At 44.3% G+C, this 23,574-nt stretch carries 21 protein-coding genes and 3 pseudogenes; 14 read left to right on the top strand and 10 right to left on the bottom strand.

Annotated elements, in window-relative coordinates:
- Both QVP94_RS10355 and QVP94_RS10350 read left to right on the top strand, forming a co-directional pair.
- A partial coding sequence (locus tag QVP94_RS10355) for a Gfo/Idh/MocA family protein (RefSeq protein ID WP_288213240.1) occupies positions 1-1,187 on the top strand: 1,187 nt, incomplete at its 5' end.
- Between the two features lie 46 nt (positions 1,188-1,233).
- Positions 1,234-2,328, top strand: coding sequence for a sugar phosphate isomerase/epimerase family protein (locus QVP94_RS10350; RefSeq protein WP_022192550.1), 1,095 nt, complete (start codon positions 1,234-1,236; stop codon positions 2,326-2,328).
- A gap of 80 nt (positions 2,329-2,408) precedes the next feature.
- On the opposite strand, the gene QVP94_RS10345 is transcribed toward QVP94_RS10350, so the two are convergent.
- The 3 genes from QVP94_RS10345 to QVP94_RS10335 form a co-directional block, all read right to left on the bottom strand.
- The gene (locus QVP94_RS10345) at positions 2,409-2,684 is read right to left on the bottom strand and encodes an HU family DNA-binding protein (RefSeq protein ID WP_005866712.1); all 276 of its coding nucleotides are present in this window, start codon (positions 2,682-2,684) and stop codon (positions 2,409-2,411) included.
- Positions 2,681-3,601 carry an AraC family transcriptional regulator gene (locus QVP94_RS10340; RefSeq protein WP_005861131.1) on the bottom strand — a complete coding sequence of 307 codons (921 nt, stop codon included), beginning with the start codon at positions 3,599-3,601 and terminating at the stop codon, positions 2,681-2,683. Before QVP94_RS10340 ends, QVP94_RS10345 begins: the two co-directional genes overlap by 4 nt.
- Positions 3,602-3,946: 345 nt before the next feature.
- Positions 3,947-4,594 carry an HAD family hydrolase gene (locus tag QVP94_RS10335; RefSeq protein ID WP_005861133.1) on the bottom strand — a complete coding sequence of 216 codons (648 nt, stop codon included), beginning with the start codon at positions 4,592-4,594 and terminating at the stop codon, positions 3,947-3,949.
- A gap of 178 nt (positions 4,595-4,772) precedes the next feature.
- Between QVP94_RS10335 and QVP94_RS10330 the strand changes: the two genes are divergently transcribed.
- Entirely contained in the window at positions 4,773-5,015 is a 243-nt protein-coding gene (locus tag QVP94_RS10330) for a hypothetical protein (protein ID WP_005861135.1), read from the top strand.
- 82 nt (positions 5,016-5,097) lie between these two features.
- Here the strand turns inward: QVP94_RS10330 and rpsA are convergent, their stop codons facing one another.
- A complete protein-coding gene (gene rpsA, locus QVP94_RS10325; protein WP_005861137.1) occupies positions 5,098-6,888 on the bottom strand; it encodes a 30S ribosomal protein S1 in 1,791 nt (596 codons plus the stop codon).
- Between the two features lie 310 nt (positions 6,889-7,198).
- On the opposite strand from rpsA, the gene QVP94_RS10320 reads away from it, so the two are divergent.
- Genes QVP94_RS10320 through QVP94_RS10310 form a run of 3 tightly spaced genes read left to right on the top strand, consistent with a single transcriptional unit; the run spans position 7,199 to position 10,966 of the window.
- Positions 7,199-7,459, top strand: coding sequence for a hypothetical protein (locus QVP94_RS10320; protein ID WP_288213239.1), 261 nt, complete (start codon positions 7,199-7,201; stop codon positions 7,457-7,459).
- A gap of 16 nt (positions 7,460-7,475) precedes the next feature.
- Positions 7,476-8,828, top strand: coding sequence for a tetratricopeptide repeat-containing sensor histidine kinase (locus tag QVP94_RS10315; protein WP_036615404.1), 1,353 nt, complete (start codon positions 7,476-7,478; stop codon positions 8,826-8,828).
- Positions 8,825-10,966, top strand: a complete 2,142-nt coding sequence (locus tag QVP94_RS10310; protein ID WP_022192547.1) for a sensor histidine kinase — start codon at positions 8,825-8,827, stop codon at positions 10,964-10,966. The genes QVP94_RS10315 and QVP94_RS10310 overlap by 4 nt, the downstream gene beginning before the upstream one ends.
- Here QVP94_RS10310 and QVP94_RS10305 read toward each other — a convergent pair.
- Complete coding sequence (locus QVP94_RS10305; RefSeq protein WP_022192546.1) at positions 10,911-11,267, bottom strand: hypothetical protein; 357 nt, start codon at positions 11,265-11,267, stop codon at positions 10,911-10,913. The two genes, QVP94_RS10310 and QVP94_RS10305, sit on opposite strands and share 56 nt — an antisense overlap.
- On the bottom strand, positions 11,260-11,817 hold the full coding sequence (locus QVP94_RS10300) for an RNA polymerase sigma factor (RefSeq protein ID WP_036615402.1): 558 nt from the start codon (positions 11,815-11,817) through the stop codon (positions 11,260-11,262). Before QVP94_RS10300 ends, QVP94_RS10305 begins: the two co-directional genes overlap by 8 nt.
- 149 nt (positions 11,818-11,966) lie before the next feature.
- On the opposite strand from QVP94_RS10300, the gene QVP94_RS10295 reads away from it, so the two are divergent.
- On the top strand, positions 11,967-12,374 hold the full coding sequence (locus tag QVP94_RS10295; protein WP_022192544.1) for a DUF6249 domain-containing protein: 408 nt from the start codon (positions 11,967-11,969) through the stop codon (positions 12,372-12,374).
- A gap of 55 nt (positions 12,375-12,429) precedes the next feature.
- Here the strand turns inward: QVP94_RS10295 and QVP94_RS10290 are convergent, their stop codons facing one another.
- From QVP94_RS10290 to QVP94_RS10275, 4 genes are all read right to left on the bottom strand, one after another.
- Positions 12,430-13,071 (bottom strand): carbohydrate-binding family 9-like protein, encoded by a 642-nt coding sequence (locus tag QVP94_RS10290; RefSeq protein ID WP_005861151.1) that lies wholly within the window; start codon positions 13,069-13,071, stop codon positions 12,430-12,432.
- A gap of 1 nt (position 13,072) precedes the next feature.
- Positions 13,073-13,732 carry a LysE family translocator gene (locus QVP94_RS10285; RefSeq protein WP_022192543.1) on the bottom strand — a complete coding sequence of 220 codons (660 nt, stop codon included), beginning with the start codon at positions 13,730-13,732 and terminating at the stop codon, positions 13,073-13,075.
- Positions 13,733-13,835: 103 nt separating this feature from the next.
- Complete coding sequence (locus QVP94_RS10280) at positions 13,836-15,398, bottom strand: arylsulfatase (protein WP_022192542.1); 1,563 nt, start codon at positions 15,396-15,398, stop codon at positions 13,836-13,838.
- Entirely contained in the window at positions 15,398-16,945 is a 1,548-nt protein-coding gene (locus QVP94_RS10275; protein WP_022192541.1) for a sulfatase family protein, read from the bottom strand. Before QVP94_RS10275 ends, QVP94_RS10280 begins: the two co-directional genes overlap by 1 nt.
- A gap of 367 nt (positions 16,946-17,312) precedes the next feature.
- Here QVP94_RS10275 and QVP94_RS10270 point away from each other — a divergent pair.
- The 7 genes and pseudogenes from QVP94_RS10270 to QVP94_RS10245 form a co-directional block, all read left to right on the top strand.
- Positions 17,313-17,477: pseudogene (locus QVP94_RS10270) on the top strand (AAA family ATPase); the annotation flags it as partial.
- An 8-nt stretch (positions 17,478-17,485) separates the two neighbouring features.
- Positions 17,486-17,759, top strand: a pseudogene (locus tag QVP94_RS19315) (HTH domain-containing protein); the annotation flags it as partial.
- Positions 17,760-18,455: 696 nt separating this feature from the next.
- Positions 18,456-18,725 carry a hypothetical protein gene (locus QVP94_RS10265; protein WP_022192540.1) on the top strand — a complete coding sequence of 90 codons (270 nt, stop codon included), beginning with the start codon at positions 18,456-18,458 and terminating at the stop codon, positions 18,723-18,725.
- A gap of 15 nt (positions 18,726-18,740) precedes the next feature.
- Entirely contained in the window at positions 18,741-19,646 is a 906-nt protein-coding gene (locus QVP94_RS10260; protein ID WP_009276446.1) for a transcriptional regulator, read from the top strand.
- Positions 19,647-20,163: 517 nt separating this feature from the next.
- Positions 20,164-21,477: a porin gene (locus QVP94_RS10255; protein WP_005861166.1), complete on the top strand. Its 1,314-nt coding sequence runs from the start codon at positions 20,164-20,166 to the stop codon at positions 21,475-21,477.
- Positions 21,478-21,507: 30 nt separating this feature from the next.
- Positions 21,508-22,719 carry an imelysin family protein gene (locus QVP94_RS10250; protein ID WP_008780678.1) on the top strand — a complete coding sequence of 404 codons (1,212 nt, stop codon included), beginning with the start codon at positions 21,508-21,510 and terminating at the stop codon, positions 22,717-22,719.
- Between the two features lie 17 nt (positions 22,720-22,736).
- Positions 22,737-23,574, top strand: a pseudogene (locus tag QVP94_RS10245) (di-heme oxidoredictase family protein); the annotation flags it as partial.

The following is a 23,574-nucleotide window of genomic DNA, read 5'->3' as shown; positions in this document are numbered from 1 at the left end:
GAGCGTCGGATAATCCTGTGCAAATGGGAGATGCGGAGAAACAATCGTTTAAGCATGCGAATATTTATGCGCTATGTGATGTAGACCACGATTACTCCGGACATATCTTAGCGGGATACCCGAAAGCGAAGAAGTATACCGATTTCCGGGAAATGATCGACAAGGAGAAAGAGATCGATGCGGTATTGATCGGTACTCCGGACCACACCCATGCGGTTATTGCCGCTTATGCGATGAAAGCTGGTAAGCATGTATTTGTAGAGAAGCCGATGGCTAAGACGATTTATGAGACTCGCTTTTTGAGGGATCTGGCAAAGCAAACCGGTGTTGTTACCCAGATGGGTAACCAAGGGCATAATATTGAAGGGACTATGCAGACGGTCGAATGGATCCAAGGTGGCGTGATCGGAGACGTAAGGGAAGTTCATTTGTGGACAAACCGTCCGATGTGGCGCCAAGGTTATTTTGATCGTCCGGCGGGAGTGGATATACCGTCTAATCTTAACTATGACGTGTGGTTGGGACCGGCTCCTGATAAACCTTATAATCCGGAGATGCTTCATTTCGCTTGGCGTGGGTTATGGGATTACGGTACAGGCGCTATGGGGGATATGGGAGCCCATACCTTCGACGCTCCGATTTGGGCGCTTAATTTGGGTATGCCCACGAAAATACAAGCTACTTCCACCCCTTACAATAAGGACTATCTGCCACAATCGGAATGCGTGACGTATGAGTTCCCGGCTCGTGGGAATATGCCTCCGGTAAAGGTAACTTGGAGTGATGGGGGTATAAAACCGGCTCGTCCGGCGGAGTTGGAACCGAACCGCCAGTTAAGGGAAGCGCTTTATATAGGCGATAAAGGCTTGATCATGCATGGTACTCATGGAGCGGAGCCGCAACTGATACCGGAAAGACCGGGATTCGTAGCTCCGGAGAAGACATTAAAGCGACCGAGTAATATTTATGTGGACTTTATCGAGGCGATAAAGGAAGGTCGCAAAGCCGCTAATGATTTTGAGGTATCCGCTAAATTGACGGAGATTATGTTGCTGACGAATATCGCTGTCGCCGCGCAACGGTTGGATCTTACGTTGGAATATGACGCAGAAAATATGAGAATCACGAATTGTCCGGAAGCGAACGATTATTTCCACTATGAGTATCGTAAAGGTTGGAGCCTGTAAGGGACTTTCTTCTAAGGGTTAAGATTAATTTATAAATTGAATGGTTATGAATAAAGATGTGAACAATGGTCAGTCCAGACGTGAGTTTCTAGGAAGATCGGTCGCTGCTTTGGCGGCTGCGTCTTTCCTTCCGAGTGCTTTCTCTTGTACGGGGAAGAGTGTGGCGGCTCCCGCTCCGGTTGATACGGCGGCGGAGGCAGGCAAGGTTAACTCGAAGTTCGGTGGCGTGCAAATCGGCACGATCACTTATAGTTGGCGTTCCATGCCGGGTGGATTGGAGAATATCATCAAGTATTGCCAAGAAGCGAATATCAGTTCCATTGAGTTGATGGGAGGTGATCTGGAAGCTTATTTAGGAGCTCCGGAGAATCCGATGATGAAATTCTTCCGTCGGCAAGTTCCTCAACCTGCGGCGAAACCGGGTGAGAAACCTGCGGCTCCTCGTCGGATGGGTCCCCCGAAGTTTACTCCGGAGCAGCAGGCTGAGATCGATAAATATAAGGAAGCGGTGAAAGCGTGGCGTCTCGGGTTGGATCTATCAAAGGTAGAAGGTGCCCGTAAGTTATTGAACGAAGCAGGAATATCGGCGCATATCGTGAAGATGGAACCTTCCCGTATGGGTTCGGACGAGGAAATCGATTATGCGTTCAAGGTAGCCAAGGCCATGGGCGCTAAAGCCGTGACGGACGAGATTAATTTGGAGACGGCGAAAAGAGTCGCTCCATTTGCCGAGAAGCATGGGATGTATATGGCTTTCCATAATCATATGCAATATGCCGAAGAAGGGTTTAGTTGCGATCCGATCTTAGCGGTCTCTCCTTCTATTATGTTGAATTTTGACGCAGGCCACTTCTTTGGCTCTACAGGTATCCACCCGAATGAGATGATCAAGAAATATCATGATCGGATCTATAGTATCCACTTGAAAGACAAGACGGGGCCTACGACAGGGGACCAGCCGAATACGAATCAAGTATGGGGACAAGGGGAGATGCCGTTGGAAGACGTGCTCTTGTTGATCAAACAAGAGAAATGGCCTATCTATTGCGATATAGAACTGGAATATGATATCAAGCCTTGGTCTGACTCCGTGAAAGAGGTAGGCACTTGCGTGAAATATGCTCGACAAATATTGATGTAGATTATAGAATGTTGTCTTTGGTATGTCATTAATAGGTATAACGAAAGGGCCGGTTCCTGATGGAGCCGACCCTTTATTTTTCATTTATTGATCTCTTTTACCAAATTGGGCGCGCACTTAAAATGGACAATGGTTCTGGGGATCAACATTAAAGTCTCTCCGCTTTTCGGGTTTCTAGCCAACCTGCTTGTCTGTAAGCGGGGAGTATAAACACCGAAACCCTGTATACATACCTTTTCTCCGGCTCTCGTTTTCTCTAAGATGATGTTATTCAGTTCTTCCAATATGTACCGGATTTCTTCTTTGTCATTACCGACTCTTTTCGATAATTCCTCGATTAGCTGACTTTTATTCATATCGTATTATTTTTTGAGAAGTTTGTTCTTTGCTCTGTTGTTAAATATTTTTTCCTGTATTGCAAAGGCGATAAGCCCGTGTGCCTCCGAAAGAAGCGTCCCAACGAGGATTGGTTCGAGAACTGCGTCTTCTCAACAATCTCTTGGATATTCAAGGTGGAGTTGGTGAGTAATCCTTTTAATTCTAGGATCATATATTCCGTAATCCAATCTTTGGCGGATTTGCCGCTTACCTCCTTAACAACCATGGTCAAGTATTTAGGGGTGATGCATAGAGAGTTCGCGTAGAACGTCACGCTTCTGTTCACTTTGTAATTACTCATGACCAATTGAAAGAATTTGTGGGTCAGTTCTTTCTTGTGTACATCTATCGTTGCCGTACTGTCTAAAGAATTGACTTTATAATGGTTATATATATCAAGGAATAATATGCGAAGTAAGAGTATAACCGACTCTCTTCGATACTGGTTTTCCGGATCGACGGCTTTTCTTATAAGTAATTCAAAGAAGTCTACAAAGGAAAGAGTTTCCACGTCTTCCATCTTGAAATAGTAATGTTGCCTCATATAGAAAAAGAAATGTGGCGAGAAACGACTGATACCGCTTAATATATCAGAATAAAAGGATTCCGTGATCGTGAAATATCTGATTTGGAAATCTACGCTAACGTCCGTTAATGCGACCAATTGCCCCGGCAAGATGATGATGAGCTCTTTGGGGGTTATAATGTGCTTGTTAGAATAGATATCAATTTTAGCGTTTCCTTTTACACAATAGATGACAATCCCTAATCTTATATAAGAAGGGTAAGTGGTAATAGGGAGTTCTTTGGAAAGTGTAAAGATCTTGAAGTCCTTCTCCAAAGAATAATCAATACCACTATTCGGCTCAACTATTTTTTTAATATTTCCCGACATTCTTTTTGTCTATGTTTCTTATGTAAAATTATAACTTCGTCTTTTACTATATTTATCTAGTGGTTGTTTGGTATAATATTACAGAAATATAGGTCTCGTTTTGGCGTTTTTTAAAGTTTGGCTTAAATGATACCTTGAAAAATAACCGCTATTGGATGTTTTTGTTTGTAGGTCTAATACTTTTTTGCAAGTACGGTTGAGGTGATGTTAGGGATAACTTGTATTCTAAGGGCTGTGCGAGCTGGATGGAATATGTGTTAGGAAATATTAGTAATTAAGGTTAAGGACAAGCGTGCGAGACAAGAACGGGAAGGATTGCCTCGCACGACAGGCTTAGATCGTCTTTTAGATAAACTTGAGTATATCTTCTGCCTTTTCCGCTATATGATCGGGTGCGTATTTCTCTAATTCCGTACGAGGGCGAAAGCCCCATGTTACCCCACAGGAGGTCACTTCGCTGTTGATGGCGGTTTGCATGTCTACGTCCGAGTCACCGACATAAAGAGTGTTCTCTTTGGATATGCTCGCTCGTTCTACGATCTCATTGACAATACTGGGATCTGGCTTCGCCTTTACTCCTTCACGCTGTCCGAGAACCTCCGTAAATTGTATGGAAGGAAAGAAATGGGCGATGAGCTTACGGGTAGCGGCTTGATATTTATTAGAAGCGACCGCCAGTTTTATCCCTCTTTCCTGCAACAAGGCTAATAACTCAGGGACACCGGGGTATGGAACGCTGCGATCCGTGTTATGCAGATCGTAATGCTTCAAGAACTCTTCCCTTACCTTTAGTATATTCTCTGCCGTCTTTTCACCTTCGGGTAACGCGCGTTCGAATAATTTGTTGATGCCGTTTCCTACGAAGAAGTTATACTCCTTTACGTCGTGCGTCGGAAAACCGTTTTGCCGCAACGCATGGTTCGTGCTATGGGCTAAATCGGCGATCGTATTTAATAATGTTCCGTCAAGATCGAATATTACTAACTTTTTCATTTTAGTTTTCTGGCAAAATTAATGGAATGTAGAGACATACTTTCCCTTTCGACTGATAAAATAGATGAACCGATTTAAAAATAGATAAAAGTATTAGGTCATATATAAGATATTTGTATCTTTAGGACAGGAATAGAAATCCTTTGTAATATATTGTATAACCTAAAATTGGAACATCATGGGAAAGAATCAATTAATTCACGGGAATGAATTTCATTTGCTGAAACAAGCAGAGATTCATAAAGCTACAGGCAAATTAGTCGAGTCACTAAACTTGGCAGCCGGTTCTACGGGAGGTTTTGATATTTATAAAGTTGTAGAGGCTTATTTTACGGATTTAGAGAAAAGAAAGGAGATCAATGATTTGTTGGGTATTTCCGAGCCATGTGAGACACGTGTCACGGAAGAATGCTTTTCTTAAATAAGCCGCAGTAGGAATAACATAGAAAAAGGAGATACCTGAATCAGATATCTCCTTTTATTATATCTCAAAGAAGGATCAATTACTTACCAGAAAGTTTTTCTTTCAAAGCTGCCAATTCCTCGATGTCACCTAATGTAGTCTTTTCAACCGGACCGGTTACCATTCCAGATTCCTCTTCTTTTTTACCGCCACGTTTTGAGGATGCCTTCTTTTCAGAAGTTGCCTTAGCGCCTTTTTGCTCATCTTCAAAGATGCGGCTGTGAGAAAGGATGATACGTTTAGCTTCCTTGTTGAACTCGATTACCTTGAATGAAAGTTTCTCATCTACTTGAGCTTGAGAACCATCTTCTTTTACAAGATGCTTCGGAGTAGCGAAACCTTCTACGCCGTAAGGCAAAGAGATAACGGCACCCTTATCCAATACTTCGATGATTGTACCTTCGTGGATAGAACCAACCGTGAAGATTGTCTCGAATACATCCCAAGGATTCTCTTCCAATTGCTTGTGGCCTAAGCTTAAGCGACGGTTTTCCTTATCGATTTCCAATACTTGAACCTCGATCTCAGCGCCGATCTGAGTGAATTCAGACGGATGTTTGATCTTCTTCGTCCAAGACAAGTCAGAGATGTGGATCAAGCCGTCAACACCTTCCTCGATTTCTACGAATACACCGAAGTTAGTGAAGTTACGAACCTTAGCCGCATGACGAGAACCTACCGGGAAGCGCTCCTCGATGTTTTCCCAAGGATCAGCCTTCAATTGCTTGATACCAAGAGACATCTTACGCTCGTCACGGTCCAAAGTCAAGATTACGGCTTCGATCTCGTCGCCAACCTTCATGAAGTCTTGAGCGGAACGCAAGTGCTGTGTCCAAGACATCTCTGAAACGTGGATCAAACCTTCTACGCCCGGAGCGATCTCGATGAACGCACCGTAGTCAGCCATAACGACAACTTTACCCTTAACCTTGTCACCAACCTTCAAGTTCGTATCCAAAGCATCCCATGGGTGCGGAGTCAATTGCTTCAAGCCAAGAGCGATACGTTTCTTCTCGTCGTCGAAGTCCAAGATAACAACATTGATCTTCTGATCAAGCTGAACGATTTCTTCCGGATGAGAAACACGTCCCCAAGAAAGGTCTGTGATGTGGATCAAACCGTCTACGCCACCCAAGTCGATGAATACACCGTAAGAAGTGATGTTCTTGACAGTTCCTTCCAATACCTGTCCTTTCTCCAATTTGGAGATGATATCTTTCTTCTGTTGTTCCAACTCAGCCTCGATAAGAGCCTTGTGAGATACAACAACATTCTTGAATTCTTGATTGATCTTAACAATCTTGAATTCCATAGTCTTACCTACAAATACATCGTAGTCGCGGATCGGCTTCACATCGATCTGAGAACCCGGCAAGAACGCTTCGATACCGAATACGTCAACGATCATACCGCCCTTCGTACGACATTTGATGTAACCTTTGATAATTTCGTCTTTTTCAAGAGCCTCGTTAACACGATCCCAAGAACGTGTAGCGCGTGCTTTCTTGTGTGAAAGGATCAATTGTCCTTTTTTGTCTTCTTGGCTCTCGATGTAAACCTCTACCTCGTCACCAATCTTTAAATCCGGGTTATAACGGAACTCGGACATAGGAACAACACCGTCAGATTTGAAACCGATGTTTACAACAACCTCACGTTTGTTCATAGAAGTAACGGTACCCATAACCACTTCTTTGTCTTTTACCGTGTTCAGGGTCTCGTCATACGTTTTTACAAGATCGTCCTTGCTTACTTCGGTGTAAGTCTCGCCTTGCTCGAAAGCGTCCCAGTTGAAATCTTCAACTGGCTGGATGTTTTTTAAATTTTCCATTCTTTAATTGTTAATACTAAGTTTGTTTTAATTAGTAAGTTAGACTTTATGTTGTCATCTCTCAAAAATCGGGGCAAAGGTAATGCTTTTTTTCTGATTGACAAGAGTTTTGAGGGGTAAAAACATTCATTTGGGTCGTGTTGGCTGTAATTACGGAAAACTGTTGATTTTTATTGATATTTATTTTGTAAGTTTGCGAATTGTAAGCGATAAATCAATGAGTAGAGGATTTTTAAGAAAGTCCAGCGTCAATACTTTTATAGGAATAGTGTGGATTTTGTTTGCGGTGGGCACAAGTGCGCAGAATGCCGTGAGTAAATTTCGTGCGGATAGCATACGCCAATCTTTATCACGTATCCAAAAACCTCAGGATAAGATACCCCTTCTTAAAGAATTAATCGGCTTGTACTGGCAATTGCCGGAGGAGGTACCAGCGTTGAAAGAGATAATCGATATCGCGATGCCTTTGGATTCCATCGGGATCGTATACGATGCGATGGCTGGCTTGAGTCGTTATTACCCTGCTATTAGGACGTTTGTCCGAGTCGGGGGCGCTTTTGAAACAGTATGAGTTTTTATTGGATTCATTGGAGAGGAGGTATGATCGAGAAGGGACGATTTTCCCGGTAGATCGTTATCGTTGTTTGGTAAATTGTTATTTCTGCGAGCTATGTACCATGAAAGGGAATTTGCAAAAGGCACAGACGTATCTGGATAAGGCAACCGCTTATTTGGATAGTTCTTTTGGGAATAGGGTGGAGGCTCAATATCTCCGGACAAAATCATTTTATTATTGGAAGAAGAAAGATTATAGGCATGCGTTGTCCGCCGTCAATCTGGCTTTAAAAATCAACCGTGATCTGGATAAGTTGGAGATGAAGAAGGCGGTCTTGCAATCGTCCGGTCAATTGCGAGAGGCGATCGCTATCTATGAGGAGATCATTAATAAGACGGAAATGATCAATACGGAAGCTTTTGACCGGCAGATCGAACAACTCCGCATCCTGAATGACTTGAATGATTTGGAAAAGCAAGATCGAGAGTTGAAGTTGAGATCAGAGCAAGAAGTTTTGAAGCAGAGGCAGATCGCTGTATCTATCGGTCTTCTATTGGTCTTGACGGGCTTACTTTATATATTATGGCGTATTTATATGCATACCAAGCGATTGAAAAATGAGTTGCTTCAAGAGAAAGACTCCTTGATCGCTTCGGAGAAGCAGCTTCGTGTCGTGGCGAAAGAGGCGGAGGCGGCGAACAAGAAGAAAAGTGCCTTTATCGCTAGTATCAGCCATGAGATACGTACGCCGTTGAATGCTATTGTCGGATTCTCTGAATTATTAGCGATTAGCGAATATAGTGAGGAGGAAAAGATTGAGTTTGCCGGGGAGGTAAATCATAGTTCGGAGTTGCTGTTGAATCTGGTGAATGATGTTCTGGATTTATCCCGTCTGGAATCCGGCAAGATCAAGTTCAGCGTTAAGCCTAATGATCTGGTTTCTTGTTGTCAGAAAGTGTTGGATTCGATTCGTCATCGTGTAAAACCCGGGGTTCGATTGACGTTTACTTCCTCGCCAGAATCTTATACTTTAAAAACGGATGCCTTGCGTTTGCAGCAGTTGTTGACAAATTTGTTGTCGAATGCCGCTAAATTCACTTCCGAGGGAGAGATTAATCTCTCATTTGCCGTGGATGAGAGCAAAGGTGAGGTTCGTTTCTTCGTTACGGATACGGGCTGTGGAATCCCTGAGGATAAGTGTAAGAAGATATTCGAGCGTTTTGAGAAATTAGACGACTTTGTTCAAGGTACCGGTTTGGGACTTTCTGTTTGCCAGATCATCTCGGAACAGCTTAAAGGTTCTTTATCCGTAGATGTCTCTTATAAGGGCGGTGCCCGGTTTGTCTTTATACATCCAACGAATTTAATTGAAACCCCTATATGAGGCTGATGAATCTATTCGATAACGGGATATCCATACGTATAGGGGTGGTTATTATGATCTCCCTTGTATTTTGCGGCTCGATGAAATCTTCCACGCCTCCTCCCGGCAAGGATCGTTTAACAGAGATCGACAGCTTGGAGAGGGTATTACCGGGCTGCCCGACGATAGCGTCTACTTTACCCATATTGCAGCGGTTGGCTTTGCTTTATCGGCAAGAGCCCAAAATGAAAGATTATTATCAACGTCTTTATGAGAACGCGATGGCGGTGGATTCCATATCTATCGCATATAGGGGATTGAAAGGTATGGCCGAGTATTATTACAATCAGTCTAAGCGTGATAGTTTGGTCTATTGCTGTAATATCGTAGATTCTATGGCGAAGGCCCGCCATGAATATCCGTATGTCTTGTTTGAGGTGAAGAGTTATTCCAGTCAAGATCTCCTTTGGCTAGGGAATTATGAGTTGGCAATGAGTGAGGCGATGGATCTGTATCGGTTGGCGAGCAATCTGAATCATAAATACGGCTTGCTTCGCTGTTCGGAGACTTTAGGGCTGATTTACCAACGTATCCGTAGGGATAGCGATGCCGTAGTCTCTTTTCAGGAAGGTTTGGATTTATTGAAGGATATAAAAGATGTTCCCGATATCATGGATACTAAAATCCGGTTAACTTCTTATCAATTGGAAAGTAGTGTCCGAACGAAACAATATACGTTGACGGAACGAATCTTGGAACAATATAAAGCCCTGCTGGATGAGCAATATGAGATTAATCAAGAAAAAGGTGATGTTTTGCTACTAGAGCGGGAGTATTGGCTGCTTTATTCTTTTTACACGAGCTTTTATCTTTCGAAAGGAGATTTGGCAAATGCCAAGAAAGCGTTGGATAAAGCCTCTTCCTATGTCGGCAATAGTTTGGTAGAGGAGGACTATGCGATCAATACTTATCTAGCGGTTAAGGCTCGTTATTATAAGGCGGCTGGAGATATCCCGTTGGCACTGCGTTATATAAATGAAGTGTTGGAGACAGAGCGATTACCCGAAGATATTCAGTTCAAGGCGGATATCTTAAAGGAGCAGGGCCGACTCGAGGAGGTTATGGCTCTATATGATGAACTTTATAGAACGCTGACGAAAAGGCGGGGAACTTCTTTTCTTCGGCAGGTAAATCAATTGCGGACCTTGCATGAGTTGCACGAAAAGGAATTGAAAGAAACAGAGTTGGAGGAGGCCGGGCGACGTATCGCCCGGAAACAAGATTTGTTGATCTTTATCCTATCCATATCGGTCGTGTTATCGATCCTCCTCTATATCTCGTTTTTATACTACCGCCATCTACGATCCTTGAAAAACCAATTACAGCGAGAGAAAGACTTGCTTTTGGAATCCCAAAGACGATTGATGAAGGAGAAAACCCGTGCGGAAGAGGCCAGCCTGATGAAAAGTGCTTTTCTCGCTAATATGAGCCATGAGATCCGGACCCCGTTAAATGCGATCGTAGGTTTCTCCAGTTTGCTGGTGGAACCTTCTACCGATGCGAAAGAGCGGGAGGAATATTCGTCTATCATCCGGAATAATACGGATTTGATGTTGAATCTGGTAAACGATGTATTGGATTTATCCCGGATGGAGACCGGAGACCTTCATTTCAATATCAAGGATTATCCGCTTTTGGAGTGTTGCCAAATGGCATTGGAGAGTGTGCGCTACCGGATGCCGGATAGGGTTAAATTGACTTTTTCTCCCGCTGGGGAACCAATCGTGGTACATGTAGATAATCTGCGCCTGCAACAACTGTTGACAAACCTGTTGACAAACGCCGCTAAATTTACGGAGAAAGGTGAGATTAACCTATCGTTCCAACTTGCGCCGGATCGGGAAAAGGTATACATAGCCGTTACGGATACGGGTGCCGGTATTCCCCTTGAAAAACAAGCTGCGGTATTCAATCGCTTTGAGAAGCTGGATGATTACAAACCCGGTGCGGGTTTAGGACTTTCTATCTGTCTTTTGATCGCCGAGCGGCTGAATGGTTCCTTGTCCATAGATTCCTCGTATACGGACGGAGCTCGCTTCGTGCTTATCCTTTCTTGTGAAATAGATTCCTCAATTTATAATCCACAAATAGAAGAATGAGCGTGATGGCTCCTATATATAAATAGAAAGCCAAAGCCGATGTGCTTATCATCGGGAGGGCTATCTTGGGTATCTCCATATATACGAAAGATACGGCTGCGAGGGAAATCATGATAAGCGATGCCACGATCGCCGCTACTAGGGTGAATCGTTCATTGCGTTTCTTCGCCTTTGCGGACTCAAGCATGATTTGTCGCATTACGTTCGAACGGAACGAGGCGGGAAGCTCCTCCTCCGGTATGCGTTTGAATAAATCCCCAAATAAACCGGGTTGTTCCTTATTTGTGTTTATCTTACTCATGATCCATTCCTTTTAATAATACAAATAATTTTTTTCGGATGCGATGTAGCTTGACTTTAATATTCGAGGCGGTCAAGCCGGTGATAGAGACCAGTTCTTCTATTGTCTTTTCTTTCCAATAAAAGAGCAAGATCAAGGCCCGTTCGTCCGGTAGAAGTTGTTCAAGGGCGACTTCCAATCTTTGAACCTGTTCCGTGGATTCGGTTTGTCCGAACAGGTTCGTGACCTCCTCCTCCGATACGTTTTCAAGTGTAGTCTCCTCAATCGCTAGAAACTCATATCTCTTCTTCCTGACCGATGATATCGCCGTGTTATAGGCGATCCGGTAAATCCATGTGGAGAAACTACAATCCCCTTTGAATGAGGCTAGGTTTTTGAATACCTTCATAAACGTATCTTGCGCCAACTCCTCAGCCTCCTCTTGGCTTCGTACCACTTTGAGGATCAACGAGTGAATCGGACGGCTATACTTGTCCAAAAGGCAAGCGAAACATGCCACGTCCCCCGCTTGTATCCTTTGTATGTAATATGTATCGGTATACAATTCCATTGTACTTAATGGACGCAAGCCGGGTAAATAGGTTACAACTTGCGGTAACAAAAATAAAAAATATTTTTCAGCCCGGAGGTGTAACCTATGGGAAACTGTTGCGTCAAATTAGCAAACAAGATGAATGAATCAATTAAAATTATACAGTTATGATGGATTTTATTTCTGTTCCGCTAGTTGTCGGAATCGTTTGTGCAGGTATTTACGGATTATTTGAGTTGTTTGTTCGTAGGAGAGAACGTTTGGCGATTATCGAGAAGATCGGTGATAAACTGGATGCCTCTGCTTTCGATGGCAAATTGGGACTGCCTAACTACATGCGAAACTTCTCGTTCAGTAGCTTAAAGGCCGGGTGTCTTTTGGCGGGAATCGGATTAGGTTTGTTGGTAGGCTTTATTATTAATATGTGTATGGCGACAAATTCTTATTATGATGATGGTTGGTACAGGCATGAGGTAGCGGGTACGGCTTATGGGGCTTCGGTTCTTTTGTTCGGGGGAATCGGCTTGATAATAGCGTTCGTCATTGAGCTGAAACTAGGTAAGAATAATAAATAGCCATAGGCTTGCCTGTATAGACGTAGCGTGCTGCATGCAGCACGCTACGTCTATACTACAGGTAGATCTCCCCGAAGAATTCAGGACAATGGAAATTAGGCTCGGGAAGGTCGATCGGACTCCAACTTACGAAATGCGGATTCATTGTCTCATCGGCGCATTTATAGAAGTTCCCTAGTATTTTCTCCGGCAGATTACTAGGATCTAACCCCATCAACTTGAGTGGTATGACTACGATCAAGTTCCATGTATGAATACCTTTAATCTCCTCGAATGCCCTTCTTCTCACGGATGGGAGTCTTATGATGCTTTTATACTCTTCTTGCGAAAGCGACGTCTTGATATCCCGTGAGGTACGGCGGGCGGCATCGCAAGTCCCGATACAATTAAACTCGAAATTCATATAATGCGAGTCACCTTCCTTTTTCATGAAGAACTCCACGCAACTATCCTTATGGACCGAGGAATTGTCCATCTCATAAGACGCCTTTAGCGAATTACCCTGCACGCTATATCGTATATATAGATTTTTCTCTGTCCGAGCTATATTAAAAGCGGTGATCGGCTTATATGGATACTCATGCCAATTGGCATGGGTGAGGAACTCACGTTGGGATTGCACCTCAAGAATCGGTTCTATGGATGTTATATCGAGTACATCCAGAACGGGGATAACAGGAACTTTCAGTCTTTTCATTTTAACTATAGATTTGAAGTAAAGGCCATTGTAAGTAGGAGGTCAATAAAACCGATAGGGCACCGATAATAGACAATACGATAATGACAGAGCCCACGATCCGGTTCAGTAACCAAATACCTCTAACGTTGAACCATTTTCTCAGTTTTCCAATAATATATGTTATGCCGAACCACCAAAGAACGGCCCCTAACCCTATGCAAACAATGCCCAATACCAGCAGCCAAAACGCATGTTCAGGCAGCACGAAACCAAACCGGGCGAATAATCCGATATAGAGCAAGACGATTAACACGTTGCTAAAGGTAAGTAGAAAAGCTGTAATAAAGTCTTGGGTGAACGATAATTTTTTTTCTCGGTGTTTCTTTAGGTTCCTAGTCGGGTTGCTTTGGAAGATATAATACCCGAAAATGCCGAGAACGATACTTCCGATCAATTGCAGGGGCGCTTGGTTCGCCTCCACGAAGTTGACCACAACTCCCATGCCCAGACAAGTCAGTGCCGCATAAATCACGTCGGATAGAGCGGCCCCTAATCCGGTGACGAACCCGTGCCAACGTCCTTTATTTAGTGTTCTTTGTATACAGAGCATACCGATGGGGCCCATGGGGGCCGAAACCAATACACCTATAATGATTCCTTTACTAACGATTCCTAGCATTAAGTTGAGTCTCTTCTAGTTTCTCGGGCAAAGATACATCCATTCCGCGATAAAAAAAAGGTAAAAAACGTAAGATACTGTAGGGACGAGGCTCGCTCGTCCCTTATTTCGGGAAATTGGGACTGTACAATAGGGTCGTATCGAGAGTCATCAATTTACCGTCTTTCACGAATGAATCTCCTCGCTCGGACAGATGCTCTACCATCATCTTGCGTAGTTCGGACAACTTATTCTGATAGGCTGCGTCCTCACTAAGGTTATGTGTCTCTCCCGGGTCTTCCCGTAAATCGAACAACTGCTCGCTTCCGTTGTGGAAATTCCAGATATACTTAATCTTCCCATCGGTAAGGGCTGCCCAGTAATTATCGTCGCTATAGCAAGTGGCATGCTCCATGTCTATATAGGGGCGCCATTGTTCCTGCTGGCCTTGGATCAGCTTAAGTAAAGACCGCCCGTCCATATCGGGAGGAACCGACCCGCCGGCGATATCGATAAAGGTAGGCAAGAAGTCTCTCAGTTCTACAGGTTGTTCTATGCTGCTTCCGTCCGGTATGGATTTGGATATACCGGCGGGCCATTTTACGATATAAGGAATATGGGCCGAACCCTCGTACGGATAGGTTTTCCGCCAATGATAATGATCGCCCAACATATCGCCATGATCCGCCGTGAAACAAATCAGGGCATTGTCGTACATACCTTTGTCTTTTAGGGTCTGGATGATTTGCCCTACTTGATCGTCGATAAAGGTGATATTGGCGTAATAATGGCGACGGGAGTTTATGGTATACGCATCCCCGAAATTACCGAATGGGGCATCTGATGCTCCTTGGCGAGGATCTTTCGGCTCGGCGTATTGTCCGCACCAATCTCCTATATGGGGTTTTGGGATATCCGCGTCCTTATACATATCCAGATAACGTTGAGGCGGATCATAAGGACTATGCGGGCGGGCGAATGATACCTTGAGGAATAAGGGCTTGTCGTTGTCGTAGTTCCGGATCAACTCGCAAGCGGTCTGTCCGGTCCAAGCCGTAGGATGAAGCCGTTCGTCTAACTTATAGACACCGGCGGCATGGTCGTTCCAGCCGATACCCGTAAGATCCGGGTCTTTGCCGGGTGCCTGCAATTGAAACCATTCCCGGTAATCGCTGATGAAATCGGGACTTTCCACCCGGCCACTCTCGTCGATCAAGGTCGCGTGGAATCCGTGAAGTGCTTTCTGCGGAAACCAATGCATCTTACCGATCCCGAAGGTATAATACCCCAGATTCCGCATCATCTGAGGCATCTCGTAACGATACTTCAAGGCCATGCGTCCGTATCCCAGCATACCATGATGCCAAGGAGACATCCCGGTCAATAAACCGGCCCGTCCCGGAGTACTACTTGGAGCGGAGGAATATCCGCTCACGAACAACGAGCCTTCTTGCGCCAGCCGGTCGATATTCGGTGAGATCACCGCCTTGTTTCCCATGCAGCCGAGGGCGTCGCCCCGTTGTTGATCGGTCATGATCAGGATGATATGCGGCTTACCGCTCTTTACGGGCATGGCGGGAGAGACGGCGGTCTCTGCCTCTTTCCCGCTTTTGCTATGCGTCATCCCCGGAAGTGTCGCACCCAGACCGATTCCGAGGGATGATTTAATGAAGTTTCTTCTTTCCATTATTTAGCCTTGATTGTGTGATCCCGAACTCCTTTTAAGATTCCCTGCAATTGGAAAACGATCTCCGGATGTTGCAAGGCCTTGTTTCCTTCCTCGTAGACCTTCGTCATGTCGTATAACTGAGGCTCGGGGGAATATCCGGTCTCAATCTTCTCATATTCCATGATAGCGGAACCTACGCTCGGCTCGATATATTTCCAATCTTTCGTACGGACGGAAAGTGCCTTATTAAGCGCTTGCTCAATTACCCACGGGCGGTCTTCCTTGCTTTTCCCGATCCAAGTATCCAGATAATCATAGCTATCCGGCGCGCTTCCTTCCGGAAGACGGGAATTCGTCAGTGAGGCAAGGGAGGCGAACCAGTCGATCTGGCTCACTAGCGCATCTGATACGGCGGCTTGCTTGATCTCCTTTGGCCAATGTACGATAGCCGGGATACGGGTTCCCCCTTCGAAGGCACTGTATTTATTACCTCTAAGCGGTCCGGCGGGTTTATGATCGCCTAGTAGCTCCACGGCCCGGTCCGCGTAACCATCATCTACGACAGGTCCGTTATCGCTTGACAAGATGATCAAGGTGTTTTCCGTCAATCCCATCTCATCCAATGTTTTCATCAATTGGCCTACGCTCCAGTCGAATTGCTCGATAGCGTCGCCCCTCACGCCCATCGGGTTCTTTCCCCGGAAACGGTCGTGCGGGAAGCGGGGTACATGCACGTCGTTCGTGGCGAAATACATGAAGAAAGGCTTCTCTTTATTCTCCTTGATAAAATCGATGGCGTGTGTCACGATAGAATCGGCGATATTCTCGTCTTTCCAAAGCGCCTTGCCGCCACCTTTCATGTAACCGATACGGCTGATTCCGTTTACGATGGATTGGTCGTGCCCGAAACTAGGCTTCTGGTTGTATAATAATTCCGGATTATCTTTTCCGGTCGGCTCTCCGGGAAAGTTCTGCTGGTAACTGACATAGATCGGGGCATCCGGATCGTAGTTCGCCACCTGCCCGTTCTCGATGAATACGCAGGGGACGCGGTCTGCCGTCGCCGCCATGATATAGGAATAATCAAATCCCAGATCGCCAAGGGCGGTGGGGAGTGGGGCGTTCCAGTCTTGCTCTCCCGCTTTGTCTCCTAGGCCAAGGTGCCATTTGCCGATAGCGGCCGTGGCGTATCCTGCGTTCTTGAACATATCGGCTATCGTATAACGCTCCGGTCGTATGATCATTCCGGCGTTTCCCGCGGCGATGTCCGTTCCCGGGCGGCGCCATGCGTACTCTCCGGTTAGCATGGAATATCGGGAGGGCGTACTGGTAGAGGCGGTCGCGTGAGCGTTGGTGAAGCGGATACCGTTCTTGGCGAGCCGGTTGATATTCGGGGTTTTCACTTGCGTGCCGTCGTAGCATTCCAAGTCTCCATATCCCAAGTCATCCGCATAGATGAACAATACGTTTGGCGTTCTAGGTGTAATGTCTTGTCTCTGTTGGGCTTTTGCGATACCGGCTGTAAGAAGCGAGGCACCGATCCCTACGATAAGTGTTGATTTCATGTTGTTTATTATTTAGATGTTCTTGTTGTGTATCTGCGATTTCTTATTCATGGCATGTTCTATGGACATTAATTGAATTATATACAAAAATAACCAAATTATTTCAGAATAAGGGTAACCACACCAAAATATCTATGAGATGGAGCTTAGGAAGAAATGCTTTTTGGCTCTGGTTAAAAGGGGGGCTTATCGTATATTTTCATGTACGCTCTTGCTCCTTATCGTATAATGCTGTAAAAAGTCGTACGTGTTTCCCGAAAAACATGTACGACTTTTTACAGAAACACGTACGTGTTTTTCAAAAATCACAATCGTGCTTTTAAGGTGTTGATATTAAACAATTTATATATTTGTGCCATTTGTATACCTTATTGTATATTATTATTACCAAGACGGAACACGCACTGCCTATACAAGAGTGGGTAATGAAAGTGTAGAATGTAATTCTCAACAACTTCTTTCATTGATATTGAAGGGTATGCACATGATATGGGATTCACTTCCTACCCAAGTGGATGCCAGCGAACATTCTTGTAAATGAAGAAAAGTTCGGAGAGAAGGTTCGGAGAGTCCCATAAAAGTTCGGAGAGTGAGTTCGGAGACACTGCGGATAAGCCTAAAAATATAGGTAGAACAGCACAGAAGATCATCGACCTTGTCATTTCCGACCTTTCTATGTCAGCCGAAGCTATGGCTTATAAAATTAGGTATAAGTTTCCGTGCTGTAGAAAAACAAATCGCAAAATTGCGTTCTATGGGTATATTGTCTCGTGAAGGCGCAGACTTTGGTGGTTATTGGCGTATTATTTTAAGTTACCATTTTGAGGGGATGAGACGCAGCACGCTGCGTCTCTACAACTGGAGACAAAATTGGGCGAAAAAAGTAAGTTAACTTCGTTGGCAAAGTAAGTTAACTTACTTCGGTATTTTAATTAACTTACTTTGCCAACGAAGCTAGCTTACTTTGAAAGTGAGGCATTGGGGGGTGGAAATCAAATAAAATATTATACATTTGCATGACTGGATAAGTCAAAGCAAATAATAGGTATCAAACAATGATAAACTAAAAAACATATGGATTATCTTAGGTTGAAATATTATTAATACGTATATTTGCGACAAGAAAAGGCTTTTAAGTTAAGAGCCTCGTGTTGCGAGTGATATTTGTTCCATTGATTGAAAATCGGCAAAATTTTCTTACAATTCCCAATGGACAAAGAAGGCCCCGCAACCCTTTACCGACTATACGTGTTATCTATGCTGCCGTAGGTAGTAGAGGTATGTTATTGTATATAGATAAAGGGGGCGTGTGGCTGACTTTACTGGGAGTTGGGTCTTTGCCGAACCTTCAATCATGTAAATGTTCAGTCTGCGCCCTTTCCTTATATCTTAATGAAAGGACCACTACTTAACAAAAGCCATATAGCGCCCGTCTTTACGAAGGACATCTTTTCTAAAACATGTCCGGATCTTGTAAATCTAATAATTAATTATGTAAAGTGAATGGCTTATGGACGCTTGTGATATTGATGAGATCCAGAATCTCTTTATTTACTACTCCGCTTGTTTCAGCAAGTATTTTCCAGAGTTAGGGTTTTATTGTAATGAGAGGGAATTCCAGATACATGGTATCGTGCGGAGATATAGTGACATTACGGGAGTGTCCCATGATGGCTCTTATTTCTTAATTGAGATGCGAAAAGAATACCTGATCTACTTACCGTTATTGGTCGGTTCCAAATTCCGCATTTTAACTAAACAAAAACAACTTTATTCGTAATACAATCTTATGCTTATGCCAGAACTCATATCCATAGAAGAAGCCGCCCGTATTACCGGTTTCCCGTACGAGGAGATTGAAGATTGGGTAAAATCCCGAAAGATAACCTCTTTCCATACGAGAACCGGTACACGTATGGTAGATCCTGAGAACCTACGTGATTTCATTGCCCATATCGAACATCTAGGGATTCAAAAACTATACTTGCAACTGGTCATTCAAGACAAGGAGGAGGAAGCCGACGAGATTATCGCCCAGTACGACGATTACCTTTTCTGCCTACGATCCTTAAAGAACATCTCTCCCCTACTTAAACAAATTATCGCCGAACTATCCACATTTATAGATGATAAGCAAGATCGGTATATATTCACGGAAATAACCTCTGGGGCAAAAATACTGGACGTAGCCAAACGCTGCGATATATCTTACGATAGGATGTGCTACCGATATAAGAACATAGTACTCCGCTTGCAGGAAAACACCGGATTCTTAGCCGAATATAAGAAAACGATCAGCTGTCAAGACCTAGAGATAGAGCGCCTGCGACTTGAGAAGCGAAACATGGAATATGAGCTGAGAACGCTCTATAAAGCAGTCCTCAAAAGTGGCTTGAGTCTCGATGCTCCGAAATCGTCGTTCGATATCCCCACGGATGCGGCCAGACGGATCTCCCTACCGGTCACAAGCCTAACCCTGTCTCCCTACATCCGTAAATGCCTCCAAAAATTGGAGCTGGAAACTATGGAGGACCTATTGCGCTACGCTAGGAAGAAAGGGCTCGATTCTTTGTTGAAGATTCCGGGATTCGGCCCTCTCGGTTTAGACCAGTTAAAATTTCAGCTGGAAAAGCATAAGATCATGAATAAGGCCGGAGACTCGGATCTCTATCAATACATCATCAATGAGCCGGATAGCTGAACACAAAAAGAGCCTCTCTTCACAGGGAGGCCCTTTTTATGTGATGCCGGAAATAACCAATAAAAACTTCCCGACACTACGGTGTTAATCATCTTATATGCTTACATAAAATTAGCAGAAGGCTTTGGTTTGCGATATACTAATAGTGTTACATTCTTTTTGACATTGCAAAGATACGTCGGCCTATAAGGGTGCGCAATACCTATATATATGTAAAAAAGGAGAGCTCATACCTATTAATTGTTATATATCTTTTCATGGAGATCGATTTTTAGAACTAATGATCTTCTCGCTTGTAATAACTAACGCTTACCTCTGAAATAATACAAAACCGTATTTTCCAAAATTAACTATCAAGTTGTCTTGCGGGTCAATAATGGGGCCTATTCGGTATGACGTCTTGAAAATATTCTTCCGGGATACCTATGAGTAGGTAATTAGGGTCTCATTTTACCTACTTCGGGCGATTGTAGCAAATTCTCAGCCCCTGTAATTTTGCCAAAAATTATAAAACGCAATGAGAACGTTAACAAATTTATTAGCGATTGGATTACTTTCCTTTACCGCTCTACATGCTCAAGAGAGTAATATGAGCTCTACCGTAAAGGCATCGGAGATGTATGCCGACGGTTTTTCTAAATTCCGTTTTGGAGGATATGGTGAGATGGCTGCCAGTTATATGGATTATGACTGGAATTGGGTGACACCTCAAGGTACATCACATATGAATCGGGCTACTGTCTCTATCCCTCGTTTTATTTTAGCTTTTGATTATAAGTTCTCTCCCAAATGGGTACTGAGTTCCGAGATTGAGTTTGAGTATGGAGGAACAGGCGCCGCACGGGAAGTGGAGTGGTACGAGGAGAATGGAGAATATGAGACCGAGATCGAGAAAGGTGGCGAGGTTGCCTTGGAGCAGTTCCATATCTCTTATCTGATGAACAAGCATTTAAACTTCCGTTTTGGACATATGATCGTACCGGTAGGCTTGACCAACGCACATCATGAACCCTTGAACTTTTTTGGTGTATATCGCCCGGAAGGAGAGACTACCATATTACCTTCTACTTGGCATGAGACGGGTGTGGCTCTATTTGGCGATTTAGGAAATTTCGATTACGAGTTACAAGTCGTTTCCGGTCTGGACCCACAAGGTTTCCGTATGGAGAACTGGGTTGGCAAAGGTACGCAAGGCGCTTTCGAGGAAACTCAATTTACGCATCCTGCCTTTGTGGCTCGTGTCAACTATAATGGAGTGAAGAAATTTAAAGGCTTACGTGTGGGCGCTTCTTTTTATTATAACCAACCCTCTAAGAATAGTAGCAAACCGCTGCGTAACCAAGGTGAGAAATATCCGCTTACCATCGTGACGGCGGACGCTCAATATAAAAGTCCGAACAATAATTTGATCGCCAGAGGTAATATCGTTTACGGCCATCTGGGCAACAGCAACGCTCTGACGAAGGTAAACAATAACTCATCTTCAGCTTCCGGATATCCTAATTCAACCGTGGCGGAGACCGCTGTCAGTTATGCGGCTGAGGTTGGCTATAATGTAGGTTCCTTCTTTAGTCGGAAAGCCCCTAGAATTTATCCTTTCGTTCGCTACGAATATTATAATCCGATGCAATCCGTAGAAAAAGGCAGTAATAAACTGGCGGATAGACGTCTTCAAAAGAGCGTGATTACGGCTGGCCTTAACTATTACGCATTGCCTAATCTGGTCGTAAAGGCGGATTATGCGCACCGTATTGTAGGTAAGGGTGATTATAATAGCCAGAATATGGTTTCTGTCGGTATCGCTTATATCGGCTGGTTCTTATCAAGATAATAGACTATTAACAAATATATATGTAAGAATATGAAAAAAGTACTTTTATTACCCATGATGTTGATGGGTGTGGCTTTGAGCTTCACTTCTTGTGGAGACAACGATGATCCGGGCAAGGACCCCGATGTTGTAACTTATGACTTTAAGAATCTTCCTGCGGATTCGGGTGCAAAACCAACAGAAGATCAGATGAGTGCGGTTGTCGCTACTTTCGTTGATGAGGTAGCTTTGCCTACCTATAAGGATATGTTGACAAAGATGACTGCCTATAAAAATGCGGTAGACAAGTTCATCGCGTCTGGTTCTAAGAATGATTTAGCGGATGCCTGCGACGCTTGGCGTGCGGTTCGTGTACCTTGGGAACAAAGTGAGGCATTCTTGTTCGGTGTGGCGGATTTGGCACAGCTCGACCCGAGCTTGGATAGCTGGCCTTTGGATAAGAACGGTATAGAGGAGATTATAGCTACAGGAGAATTCAGCAAGATTTCAGGAGCTGTAGACGAAGACGCGGAAGATGGTCCTCAAAATTTACGTGGATTCCATACGGCGGAAAAGATGTTATTCTTAGACGGCGAGCCTCGTGATCTGGAAACAAGCCCGTTCGCAAAGAATGAATTGGAGTATTTGAAGTTAGTGTCCGAACGTATGTTATCTGATACTCAAGACTTATACAATGGTTGGTTGAAAGGCTTAGGAACTTCGGATGTCCCTTCTTCTTATGCGGAGGCTATGAAGAAACATGACGGTTCTGCCTATTCCATTGGTAATGTTTATCAGGCGATTGAGCTTATGCTGAATGGAAATAATGGTATGGCCGGAATCTCCAATGAAGTAGGTTCCGCTAAGATAACTGACCCGGTGACCGCATGGAATGGAAGTAATAAAGACGCTACTGACCCGAATAACCCCGGTGTCTTGGCTGTAGAGTCTTGGTATAGCTGGAATTCCTTGGACGACTATAAGAACAATATCGTAAGTATCAAGAACGCTTATTTCGGCGGTCGTGATTTGGATGAGGAATCCGCTTCCGAGAGTAGCTTGCATGCGTTGACTAAAATGATTAATCCTACGTTGGATAGTTTGATGGTAGTTCAAATTGATAAGACAATCGACGCTATCAATGCGATCGGCTATCCTTTCCGTAACAATCTAGGGGATACGGAGCATATCAATACGGCTACAGAAGCTTGCGCTGATTTAACGACAGGTTTGGGCGTTGTTAAGTCTAAGTTCACGAACTAATCGGACAAGCCGATACGATGAAACGAAGATTACTTCTATTATTCGCTTTATCCGGTAGTCTGCTGTGTAGTTGCGAATCCGAGGACTTGGAAAATTGGCAGGTTAAGAAACCCAATGGGCAGGTAGCTTCCGAGAAGGAATTGTCCGCGGGTATCTCAACCATTTTCTCCAATGCCCCGGATGCGTACGATACGCAGGCAAACTGGGTTACGGGCGAATTAGAGACGCGATTTAATCGTGGTGATGGATTGTACGACGATGCTCGCGGTGTTGAGAATGTGGATGGTGGAGGACTAGGGCCGCTTTATGCCGGATATTCTTGCGGTTCTTGTCATAAAAGTACCGGGCGGACCCGTCCGGCTATAGCCGATGGAGGTTCCGGCCCCGGCTTCTCATCCATGCTTATTTATATATCACGTAAAAGTGGCGGCTATTTTCAAGATTACGGCCGGGTACTACATGATCAAGCGGTATACGGAACGAAACCGGAGGGAAGGGTTAAGATTTCTACTACTTCCCAAAAATATACGTTCCCCGATGGGGAGGAATATGAGTTGGTCACCCCTCATTATGAGATAAAGGAATGGTATGCTGATAGTATTCCGATGTCGGATTTACGGATTTCCGTACGTCAACCTTTACGGCATGTCGGAATGGGGCAGATGATGGCGCTCGACTTGGATATGCTAAAGCAAATCGCCGCTAAAAGCAATTATCCGGAATATGGTATTAGTGGACGTATAAACTATGTGACGGAAAAGGGAAAGAAACAGATTGGTATCTCTGGTAATAAGGCGAATCATGCCGACTTAACGGTGGAATTGGGATTCTCTTCCGTTCTCGGTGTTACGAACG

Origin of the sequence: Parabacteroides sp. CAG:2 (assembly GCF_000436315.1) — a bacterium.
Classification (GTDB): domain Bacteria; phylum Bacteroidota; class Bacteroidia; order Bacteroidales; family Tannerellaceae; genus Parabacteroides; species Parabacteroides distasonis.
The sequence above is the reverse complement of the archived record's forward strand: the minus strand, read 5'-3'. Positions and strand labels throughout refer to the sequence as shown.